The following is a 10,251-nucleotide window of genomic DNA, read 5'->3' on the forward strand; positions in this document are numbered from 1 at the left end:
CCACCGCGACCTCAAGCCCGCGAACGTCCTGCTGTCGTCGCGGCTCCGTCCCCGAGATCTTCTACAAGGTCGCGCACGACGCACCGAAGCTCGACGGCCTCGACCCCGGCCTCCGCGACATCGTCACCGCCGCGCTCGACAAGGACCCGCGCAACCGCCCCACCGTCCAGGACCTCCTCGGACGCCTCGTCGGGCACGGCCAGACCGACCCGGCCGCGATCGCCGAGACCGTCCAGGCGTCCTGGCACGCCGGCCCCGACCGCGCCGGCACCGGCCCGCAGCCGGCCGCGCACCAGCAGCCCACGGCCATGCTCGGCGCCGACGAGACCCGCCACGACGCGCCTCCCTCCCGCAAGAGCGGCAAGCCGCCCCTGCCGGTGCTCATCGGCGCGGCCGCGGCCGCGGTCGCATTGATCGTCGCGGCCGTCGTCGCATTCAATGTCCTCGGGTCGGACGCCCCGCCCGGCAAGCTCGCCACCGTCTTCAGCGACGACTTCTCCCAGGACGGCTCCGGCTGGGGCGGCGGCCAGTTCACCAGCGGCTACGGCTACAAGGACGCCAAGTTCCGCATCGAGACGAACTCCGCGTACAACCCCCATAGCCGGGGGGCTCCCAAGGACGCGCAGGACCTTCCCGACCGGCTCCTGTCCACCGTGACGGTGAAGGTCGAGCAGGGCGCTCCCGACTCCCGCGTCGGCATGCTCGCCAGGGCGACCGAGAACGGCGATCGGCAGTACATGATCTTTGTCCGGGCCGACGGCAAGGGTGCGCTCATCCGCAAGAACAACGGCGACCTCGGCACCAAGGAGCTCGTGAACGTCGACTCCGTCCCCGGCTGGGCCGAGGGGGAGACCAACAAGCTCCAGGTCGCCTGCGAGAGTCAGGACGGCGGCAAAAAGGTCCGGCTGCGGCTGTGGGTGAACGATAAACAGGTTCTCGACATCACCGACACCGACCAGCCCCTCCCCAACGGGCCTTCGGGGATCACGGTCGAGCGCGGCGGCAACGCGGCCCAGCAGGTCGTCGCCGACTTCGACGACTTCGACATGTCGAAGATCCTGGACTAGTCCGCGGGCAGGTAGCCGTTCGTCCAGCGGGTCAGCTCCTCGAACACCCGGTCGCGGGCGGGCTGCGCGGAGAGCACGAGGTCGTGCACCCCTCCGTCGATGCGGACGAGCGTCACGTGCCGTCCGAGGCGCGGCGCCCAGCGCACCATGTGCTCGACGTTGAGGACGGCGTCGGCGCCCGTCACGTCCAGGACCCGCCGGGTCGGGCGGACGCTGCGCGTCGACGCCATCACCAGCACCGGCACGTCGATGTCGAGGCCCTTGTGCAGGCGCAGCTGCCCGCGCCGCACCGCCGCGAGCCAGGCCGCGCGAACGGGGAATCCGAGGAGCGGCTTCCACTCCAGGTCGAACTCCCATTCGCCTTCGTGCTCGCTGTGGATGCTGCGCGGATACCGGTCGGACACGCCCGCGGGGAGCTTCGCCTTGGGGAACCGCGGGCGCAGCGCCCGCGCGAGGCCCGCGCCGATTTTGCGCATGACGAGCGGCTCCGCGATGTCGAAGAACGGGCTGTTGAGGAACAGCGCGTCCACGAGGCCCTTGCCGCGCGCCCGGTCGGCCCACAGCGCGGCGATGAGGCCGCCGGTGGAGTGGCCGTTCATGAGGAGGGCGCCGTGGCCGTCCACGTCCCGGATGATCCGGACGGCCTCGTCGATCTCCGGGAAGTAGTCCGACATGCTGTCGATGTAGTTCGGGGTCTGGTGCGGGCGCAGCGAGCGTCCGTACTTGCGCAGGTCGAGCGCGTAGAAGTCGAACCCGAGGCCGGTGTAGAAGTCCGCCAGGTGCTTTTGGAAGAAGTAGTCGATGAACCCGTGGATGTAGAGCACGGCACGGCGTGACGGCTCCGTGGCGCGGCGGCGGACCAGCGTGGCCACCACCTCGCCCTCGGCGTCCCGTCCCATCGGCAGCTCGATCGCCTCGTAGCCGGGCCCGAGCACATCAGCGGTGACGTTCATTGGGGAAGCGTACGGGAACCCGCCGCCGGGGCCGGACGTCCGAGAGACTGGGACCGTCACACCCCCTCCCCCCCAGGAGCCGCACAGCATGCACGCGCCGCTGCGTCCGAGCGATCCCACCGAGCTGGGGCCGTACCGGCTCACCGCCCGCCTCGGGCGCGGCGGCATGGGGACGGTCTTCCTCGGCGCGGACGCCGAGGGCCGCGAGGTCGCGATCAAGGTCATCAACCCCGACCTCTCGGACGATCCCGACTTCCAGGAGCGGTTCCGCCGCGAGGTGACGGCGGCACGCCAGGTCCGGCGGTTCTGCACCGCCGCCGTCCTGGACGCGTCCCTGGACGGCGACCCCGTCTACGTCGTGACCGAGTACGTGAACGGCCCCTCGCTGGACGAGGCCGTCCGCGCGGGCGGCCCGCTGCGCGGCGGTGACCTGGAGGCCCTCGCGGTCAACATCGCGACCGCGCTCGCCGCCGTGCACGGCGCCGGGATCGTGCACCGCGACCTCAAGCCGTCCAACGTGCTGCTGTCCCCTACCGGCCCGCGCGTGATCGACTTCGGTATCGCCCGCGCCCTGGACGCCGGCTCCGACGGCCCCACCCGCACCGGCCAGTTCGTCGGCACCCCCGCCTACATCGCCCCCGAGATCATGCACGGCGGCGACATCACCGCCGCCGCCGACGTGTTCTCCTGGGGCTGCGTCGTCGCCTACGCCGCCACCGGCCGCGTCCCCTTCGACGGCGCCACCCTCCCGGAGATCATCCACAGGGTCACGAGCGCCGACCCCGACCTCACCGGCCTGGACGCCTCGCTCCGCGACCTGGTGAGCCGGGCGCTCGCGAAGGAGCCCGCGGCCCGTCCGACGGTCAAGCGGCTGATCCAGACGCTGACCGGCGAGGAGGAGCCCCCGGTCGCCCCGGCCCTGCCCCCGGCCGGGCCGCCGCCCCTCCTCACGGCCCCGACCCCGCCGACGACGGTCGATTCCCCACCCCCTCAGGCACACGCCACCGCGCAGGACGCCGATCCGCCGACCCGGCCTTCCGGAGCGGCATCGCGGCGGCCCCTTCCCCGGCGAGGCCCCGAGACCCTGCTGGGGATCGGTGCCGTGCTCGGCCTCTTGGCCGTGGCGGTCGTGATCAGCCTGATCAACCCCTTCGATGAGAGCGGGAAGACCCCCGGCGCGGACGGCGCGCGGAAGGTGTCCGGCGCCTTCACCGGCGACCCGCCGGACGAGCGCGAGAGGCTCTTCGCCGACCGGTTCCACAAGCAGGACTCCGGCTGGAGGCATGACGCCACCGCCACCTGGGACGCCGCCTACCAGGACGGGAAGTACGCGATGCAGGTGGATCCGCCCATGCCGAGCACCGTCGTGGACGCCCCGGCGCCGAACATCCCCAGCCGGCAGCTCATCGAGGTCGATCTCGTCCCCGCCTCGCACGGCGGCGAATCCGGCGTCTTCTGCCACCGGCACGAGGACACCGGGTTCGCGTTCCTGGTCCGCGCCGACGGCTCCGCCCGCATCGCCCTCATGGACGGCCCGATGACCCTGAAGACCCTCGCCACCGGCACGGTCGAACCCGACGACAAGCTCCGCCTCCAGGCCGCGTGCGCGGTGGACGGCGCGTCCGTCCGGCTCGGCATGTGGGTGGACGGCGACCCGGTCGTGCGGGTCACGGCCGACGACGCGGGCGACAGCGGCGACAACGGCCGGACCGGCCTCCTCATCGCCAAACCGAACGCGGCCACCGGCTGGCCGATGGGCCTGTTCGACGACTTCGAACTCGCCTCGTTCGGCCCCGGTGCGGGTGCCACGTCCCCGGACGTCGACGGTGCGAGCCCGAGACCGTCCGCCGGCTGAGGTCAGTCCCTGCGGCCGGTCAGCGCGATGGAGACGCCCAAGCCGATCATCATGAGGCCGCCGGTCCCGCCGATCGCGGCCAGGCGGCGCGGTGACCGGGCGAACCAGGCGCGGGCCGTCCCGGCGGCCAGGCCCCACAGGCCGTCCGACAGCAGCGCGAGCAGCCCGAAGATCAGCCCGAACACGACCATCTGCAGCGGGACGTGGCCGTTCCCCCGCTCGACGAACTGCGGGAGGACGGCGGCGAAGAACACGATCGTCTTCGGGTTGGTGACGCCGACCAGGAAGCCCTGCAGCAGGTCGCGTCCGGCGCCCCGGGTCTCGCCGCCGTCGATGCCGCCGACCGCGTCCCGCAGCGATCCGCGATGCCGGACGGCCTGGACGCCCAGGTACACGATGAACAGCGCACCGGCGATCTTCAACGTGGTGAACACGATCACGGATCGTTCCACGACGGCACCTACCCCGAACGCGACCGCCGCGGTCAGCACCACCGACGCGAGGACCCCGCCGAGCACCCCGGCGAGGGCCGTCCGGCGCCCGTGCGCGAGCGCCCGCCCCACGACGAACAGGACGTTCGGGCCGGGGATCACAATGATGACGAGCGCGACCGCGCCGAACGACAGCACCTGCTCCAGTGACACCATTCGCGCACTTTAACGCCGCATAGGCGGCGATCCCACCGGATATCAGGCGGGCAGGACGTCCCAGGACCCGTTGCGGCGGACGAACAGCTCATGCGTCAGCAGGGTCGACGGCGACACCTGCCAGACCGGCTCGGCACCGCCCTCCGCCCAGATCTGGCCGACGGCCCAGCGGAGCTTATCGACCCCGTCGGGGTGGCCCGTCCCGGACGCCGCGAACACGTCGCGCGCGGGGGCCGCCACGACGAGGTCGCCCTCGACGTCCTGCGCCAGCTTGTCGAGGAACCCCTCGTCCAGCAGCAGGGCGGCCTCGAGACCGCCGCTGCGGGGCGCGCCCTCGGGCGTCCGGCCGTCGCCGAGCGTCACCGTGACGGCCCGGACGTCGGGGTACCAGCTGAGGACGAGATCGGGACGCCGGTCCCGCAGGTTGATCGTCGCGAGCCGGCGCAGGTCGCCCGGCTCGACACCGAGGGCGGCGCAGTGCCGCCGGGCCACATGCTCGTAGCGGCGGCCGTCGGGCGCGGCCTCGTCCGCGATCTCCAGGGCGTAGGTGACGTACAGATCCCCGGCGAACGCCTCGCGGACCGGTTCCTCGTCCGGCGGCAGCGGGAACTCCAGCTGCACCTCGGCGGGGACCCGCGCCTTCATCAGCGGCACGACGAGACCAGACCGCGGCTCGGTCACGGGACGCTCCTCCTGATGCCTTCCGCAGGCTCCGACTCCGGATGGATCAGCCTACAGCCGTTTCCCCCGCCTCACCCGGCGCGCGGCGCCCCACCCGGCGCGACCACGGGCAGCCCCTCCGGCGCGCCCCGTTCGATCAGCCGCCGGACGGCCTCGGTGTCGAGATGGCGCTCCACCATGTCCGCGAGCGTGTCGAGGGCGCTCTGCCGGATGCCTTCGAAGGTCACGTCTGGGGCGGGGGTGAAATCGCGGCCGGCATGCTCCGCGACCTCCGTCAGGAACCTTCGGCGGAAGGCGTCGTTCTCGAACGCGCCGTGCCAGGTGGTGCCCCAGACACCGCCCTGCCTGCATCCGTCGAGGAAGGGTTCGCCGCCTTCGACCTCCACGATGCCGTGGTGGATCTCGTAGGCGCGGACCTCTTCGCCGTATGCGCTGCCTTCCGGGCGTCCGAGCGTCTTGTCCTTCTGGAAGACGACACGGGTGGGGAGCAGGCCGAGTCCTTCTGTCCGGCCCGCGCCCGACTCGACCTCATCGTGGATCTCCCGGGCGAGCATCTGATAGCCGCCGCAGATGCCGAGGACGGGAAGGCGGCGCCGGACGATCTCGTCCGCCATTCCCCGCTCCCGCAGCCATCGCAGGTCGTGAACGGTGGCACGGCTGCCCGGAAGGACGACCAGATCGGCTTCGGCGAGGTCGCCCGCACCGTTCGCGTACCGGACGACGACACCGGGTTCGCAGGCCAGCGCATCGAGGTCGGTGAAGTTGGAGATGCGGGGGAACCGCACGACGGCGATCCTGAGGGTGTCACGCCCGAAAGGCGCCCCGGGGCCGAAGGCGGGCTTGTCGAGGGCGAGGGAATCCTCGGAATCGAGGTAGAGGCCGTCCTGCCAGGGGAGGACGCCGAATACCGGACGCCCCGTCAATGCCCTCAGCTGTTCGAGACCGGGCTCGAGCAGCTCGACGGCGCCGCGGAACTTGTTGATGACGAATCCCGCGACCAGCGCCTGGTCTTCCGGCTCCAGCAGCCCGACCGTTCCGTAGAGCGAGGCGAAGACTCCACCCCGGTCGATATCGCCGACCACCACGACAGGGATGCGGGCGTCCCTCGCGAGCCCCATGTTGACGATGTCGCCATCGCGCAGATTGATCTCCGCGGGGCTCCCCGCCCCCTCGCACACGACGACGTCGAACTCGCTCCGCAGCTCCGCGAGGCTCTCCCGCACAACGCCCCGCAGGAACTCCCTCTTCTCGCGGTACTGCAACGCGTCCACATCGGCGATGGGCTTGCCGAGCACCACCACCTGACTGCGCCGGTCACTCCCCGGCTTGAGCAGCACGGGGTTCATGACGGCCCGCGCCTCGATCCCGGCCGCCTGCGCCTGCATGAACTGCGCCCGCCCGATCTCGGCCCCGTCCGCCGTGACCATCGAATTGAGGGACATGTTCTGCGCCTTGAACGGCGCGACCTTCACTCCCTGCCGCGCCAGCCACCGGCACAACCCGGCCGTCACCAGGCTCTTCCCGGCGTCCGATGTCGTCCCCGCGACGAGCAGCGCCCCGCTCACCGCCACCACCGCGCCACCACCGCGACGGCCGCGGCCGTGAACGTCACCTTCGCCGACAGCCGGACGGCCTTACGAATATCCGCGACCTCCACCTTGCGCCCATCCCCCATCTCAGGCCGCCGCTCGACGAGCCCGCCGTACGAATTGACGCCCCCGAGCCGCACTCCGAGAGCCCCCGCGAACGCCGCCTCGCACCGTCCGGCGTTGGGGCTCGGGTGCTCACCGCCGTCCCGCACCAGCACCCGCCAGGCGTCCGGACTCCCCGAACAGGCGGCCACCAGAGCACCGGTCACCCTCGCCGGCACCCAGTTGAGGACATCGTCCAGTTTCGCCGCGGCCCACCCGAACCGCTCGTAGCGCGGATTCCGATAACCGACCATCGCGTCCAGCGTGTTGACGGCCCGGTAGACGACCATTCCCGGAATCCCGGCGACGGCTCCCCAGAACAACGGCGCGATGGCGGCGTCCGACGTGTTCTCGGCGACCGATTCCACGGTCGCCCGTGCCAGATCATCGGCCCCGAGCCCCTTGGGATCCCGCGCGCACAGATGGGAAAGCCGCGCGCGAGCCGCCTTCACATCGCCCCGCTCGAGCGCGCGGGCCATGAACAGCCCTTCACGCCCCAGCGACGTCCCGCCGAGAACGGCCCACGTCACCCCGGCGGTGACGATCCCATGCGCCACCCGTCCCCGCCCGACCCGCTCGAGCCCGACCCCGAAAAGCGCGGCACTCCCGACGACCACACCGACGAAGACGACCCCCTGCCCCCGCGAGTCCCCGTAGACCAGGCGCTCGACCCGCGAAGCGGCCCGCCCGAACCCTGCCACGGGATGCCACCGCCGAGGATCCCCGAGCAGCGCGTCCAGCAGCACCCCGGCCGCCAGCCCTCCAGACGAGACCCGCATCGACACCCCTCCCGAGCACCCAACGTCACCCTCGGTGCGCGACACCGCCACGACCACCGCCAGGGGACCCAAGATATTGCCCCCGACCCGCGCCATCCGCCCGTTACGCCCGTTATGGATGTGGAGCCGGAGGACGCGCACCCTTACACTGTGTTCCGGCGTCCCGCCGGGCCGCCGAGCGCCCGTAGCTCAGCTGGATAGAGCATCGGACTTCTAATCCGACGGTCGCGGGTTCGAATCCTGCCGGGCGCGCCCCCACAACCAGGCCACCCAGGTCCTGACCAGCAAGAACGCACGCATTCCGGAGCCTATTCACCACAGACCGCGATCATGGCACGTCCTCGATGCGCTGGTTCGCGACGTCCCGTTGCCCGTCGATGCACTGGTCTCCGGGCGTTCGTTGGCGTCGCCGGAGGCGTGCATGACGGCGGTGTAGAGGTCTCCGCGTCGGTGACCCGGAACATCAGCGGGCCCTGGTCGGCAGGAACGGGCTCGGGGCGCCGGTGTGGGAGACGTAGAGCGCGTCGCGGGCGCGGGTGCAGGCCACGAAGAGCAGGCAGCGTTCCCGCTGGACGTCGTCGGCGTGCGTGGCGGGGTCCTCGTCGGGGTCCGTGAGGACGACGGCGGCCGGCATGGCGTCGGCGCTCACCCCGGTCACGGCGACGCAGCGGAACTCCAGGCCCTTCATGCGGTGCATCGTGCCGACGCGGACGCTGTCCTGGGCGGACCCGCCGGCCGCCAGGGACGCCGTGCCGATCCCCGCGGCGGCGAGGGCCCGCTCGGTCCTGCCGGCGGCGCTGAGGAAGCGGGTGGCGATCCCGATGGCGTGGGGCTCGACCCCGGCGTCGAGCCAGGCCCTGACCTGCTCGACGAGCGCGTCGAGTTCCGCGTCGCGGTCGGGGAATCCCTGGACGACCGGGCGCCGCCCGTGCAGGGACGACCGGTACCCCGCCAGGCTGTCCTGCCTGTCGTCCAGCCCGGCGACCGGTTCGACGCCGAGGAGGCGGACGGCCCAGTTCAGGATCTCCGCGGTCGTGCGGTAGCTGAGCTTCAGTTTGTGGCTGCGGCCGGTGACGGTGATGCCGAGGCTCTTCAGCGAGACCCGGTGGTCGTAGATGCGCTGGTGGGGGTCGCCGACGATGAACAGGTCGTCGGGCCCCGGCGCGACGGCGGCGCGGAGGATCCGCCATTGCGCGGGGTACAGGTCCTGGGCCTCGTCGACGATGATGTGGCGGTAGCGCGGGGCGGCTTCGGCGGCCAGGACGCGCGCGGCCTCGGCCGCGATCTGCATGTGGGTGCGGGCGCCCGTCTCGGCCAGCAGTTCCAGGAACCGGGAGATGGCCGCCCATGCCTTCTCCCGCTGGGCGGGGCTGAGCCCTTTGCCGCGCCCGCGGCGGGTGGAGCCGAGATACGCCTCCCGGCCGGAAAGGTCCTGGGCCAGGATGACCTGCTCCCACTCGCGGTGCAGGAACGCCGCCGAGTAGGGCGTCTCGGTCTGCGATATCGCGATGTTCCAGAGGGCCTGGATTTCGGCGCCGCCCGCGATCTTGGGATTGTGCCCGGCGGCGTCCTTGACGATCCGGTAGGACAGTTTGTCGATGTTGACCACTTCGATCCGGGCGCGGACGTCCGGGTCGTCGATGAGGAGGTCGAGCTGGTCGTCGAGGGTGTCGGCGAGGGTGGTGGTGAAGGTGGTCACCAGTACGGGCGAGCCCCGCTCGGCGAGGTGGCGGGCGCGGTGCAGGGCGGTGACCGTCTTCCCGGTTCCCGCTCCTCCCGTGACCTGGACGGCTCCGTTGTAGGAGGGCCGCAGGGCGAGCCTGCGCTGGGCCGGGTGCAGGAAGACGCGCCAGAGGTCGAAGGGGTGGGCGAGCATCTGCGCCAGCTCGTCCGGGCCGGAGACGAACACCACGTCGCCCGGCGACCGCTCCATGGCCGTGACCAGGTCGGAGGTGTCCACGGCGGGGGGCGGCGAGGCGTCCGGCAGGAGCCGGCAGATCTCCTCCCACGCCTCCTGCGGGGTCATCCCGCTGGCGAGGGCCACGAGCGCGAGGTACTGCGGCTCGGGGAGCATGCTCTCCAGTGCCGCCAGGTGGTCCTCGCTGGTCAGCAGGCGGACGATCGGGAGCACGTCCGCGTCCAGCCCGAGGTTGATCAGCTCGCCGTCGCCGTAGGCCGCGAACAGCCGTTCGGGCTGCGTCCGCGCGAGGGCGTCGAGCGCGGGCCTGACCTGTGCGAGTGCCGTCGCGTCGCGGACCTCGAGGACGCCGAGCCTCTGGTTCACGCTGAACCTGCGGCTCTTGGCATACTTGATGGCGGCGTCGTGCTCCATCACCGCGATGAGGCAGTAGACGTCGCCCGTCTCGGGTTTGAGCACGATGCCGCGCCGGCCCCCGTCGATCCGGATGGTGCGCACGTTGGGGTCTTCGGCGGCGTGGAGCTTCTCCAGGTGGAGGCCCGCGAAGGTGTGGTGCTCGAACCGGGCGATCGCCTCATCGACGGACTTGCGCACCGTTTTCTCCAGGTTTGCATAGCCTGTCAGAAAGCTCTTCGCGATCGCGAGTCTCGGCACGCTTGT

The 10,251-nt window shown here is 71.7% G+C and carries 9 protein-coding genes and 1 tRNA gene; 3 read left to right on the forward strand and 7 right to left on the reverse strand.

What is annotated here, in order from left to right:
- Positions 1-11: 11 nt before the first annotated feature.
- Positions 12-335: a hypothetical protein gene (locus IE99_RS33095; protein WP_169744441.1), complete on the reverse strand. Its 324-nt coding sequence runs from the start codon at positions 333-335 to the stop codon at positions 12-14.
- Here IE99_RS33095 and IE99_RS33100 point away from each other — a divergent pair.
- On the forward strand, positions 309-1,067 hold the full coding sequence (locus tag IE99_RS33100; protein ID WP_030171189.1) for a hypothetical protein: 759 nt from the start codon (positions 309-311) through the stop codon (positions 1,065-1,067). The genes IE99_RS33095 and IE99_RS33100 overlap by 27 nt on opposite strands.
- Here the strand turns inward: IE99_RS33100 and IE99_RS0116990 are convergent.
- Positions 1,064-2,020 carry an alpha/beta hydrolase gene (locus IE99_RS0116990; RefSeq protein ID WP_051712590.1) on the reverse strand — a complete coding sequence of 319 codons (957 nt, stop codon included), beginning with the start codon at positions 2,018-2,020 and terminating at the stop codon, positions 1,064-1,066. The genes IE99_RS33100 and IE99_RS0116990 overlap by 4 nt on opposite strands.
- Positions 2,021-2,108: 88 nt before the next feature.
- Between IE99_RS0116990 and IE99_RS32720 the strand changes: the two genes are divergently transcribed.
- Positions 2,109-3,875 carry a serine/threonine-protein kinase gene (locus IE99_RS32720; protein WP_051712591.1) on the forward strand — a complete coding sequence of 589 codons (1,767 nt, stop codon included), beginning with the start codon at positions 2,109-2,111 and terminating at the stop codon, positions 3,873-3,875.
- 2 nt (positions 3,876-3,877) lie between these two features.
- Here IE99_RS32720 and IE99_RS0117000 read toward each other — a convergent pair whose 3' ends face one another.
- From IE99_RS0117000 to IE99_RS0117015, 4 genes are all read right to left on the reverse strand, one after another.
- Positions 3,878-4,522: a LysE family translocator gene (locus IE99_RS0117000; protein ID WP_030171198.1), complete on the reverse strand. Its 645-nt coding sequence runs from the start codon at positions 4,520-4,522 to the stop codon at positions 3,878-3,880.
- 42 nt (positions 4,523-4,564) lie between these two features.
- Positions 4,565-5,203 carry a DUF1444 domain-containing protein gene (locus tag IE99_RS0117005; RefSeq protein ID WP_030171201.1) on the reverse strand — a complete coding sequence of 213 codons (639 nt, stop codon included), beginning with the start codon at positions 5,201-5,203 and terminating at the stop codon, positions 4,565-4,567.
- A gap of 71 nt (positions 5,204-5,274) precedes the next feature.
- Complete coding sequence (locus tag IE99_RS0117010) at positions 5,275-6,768, reverse strand: cobyric acid synthase (protein ID WP_030171204.1); 1,494 nt, start codon at positions 6,766-6,768, stop codon at positions 5,275-5,277.
- Entirely contained in the window at positions 6,765-7,673 is a 909-nt protein-coding gene (locus IE99_RS0117015; RefSeq protein ID WP_030171207.1) for a cobalamin biosynthesis protein, read from the reverse strand. Before IE99_RS0117015 ends, IE99_RS0117010 begins: the two co-directional genes overlap by 4 nt.
- Before the next feature lie 178 nt (positions 7,674-7,851).
- On the opposite strand from IE99_RS0117015, the gene IE99_RS0117020 reads away from it, so the two are divergent.
- Positions 7,852-7,925, forward strand: a tRNA-Arg gene (locus tag IE99_RS0117020).
- A 211-nt stretch (positions 7,926-8,136) separates the two neighbouring features.
- Here the strand turns inward: IE99_RS0117020 and IE99_RS0117025 are convergent.
- Entirely contained in the window at positions 8,137-10,185 is a 2,049-nt protein-coding gene (locus IE99_RS0117025; RefSeq protein WP_245623239.1) for a UvrD-helicase domain-containing protein, read from the reverse strand.
- Positions 10,186-10,251: the final 66 nt, after the last annotated feature.

It is taken from the genome of Spirillospora albida (genome assembly GCF_000718255.1).
GTDB lineage: Bacteria > Actinomycetota > Actinomycetes > Streptosporangiales > Streptosporangiaceae > Spirillospora > Spirillospora albida.

What these genes read in the sequence shown, in the direction of transcription:
- IE99_RS33100 (WP_030171189.1), top strand. Translation starts at nt 309, where the DNA reads ATGCTCGGCGCCGACGAGACCCGCCACGACGCGCCTCCCTCCCGCAAG.
- IE99_RS0116990 (WP_051712590.1), bottom strand. Translation starts at nt 2,020, where the DNA reads ATGAACGTCACCGCTGATGTGCTCGGGCCCGGCTACGAGGCGATCGAG.
- IE99_RS32720 (WP_051712591.1), top strand. Translation starts at nt 2,109, where the DNA reads ATGCACGCGCCGCTGCGTCCGAGCGATCCCACCGAGCTGGGGCCGTAC.
- IE99_RS0117000 (WP_030171198.1), bottom strand. Translation starts at nt 4,522, where the DNA reads ATGGTGTCACTGGAGCAGGTGCTGTCGTTCGGCGCGGTCGCGCTCGTC.
- IE99_RS0117015 (WP_030171207.1), bottom strand. Translation starts at nt 7,673, where the DNA reads ATGCGGGTCTCGTCTGGAGGGCTGGCGGCCGGGGTGCTGCTGGACGCG.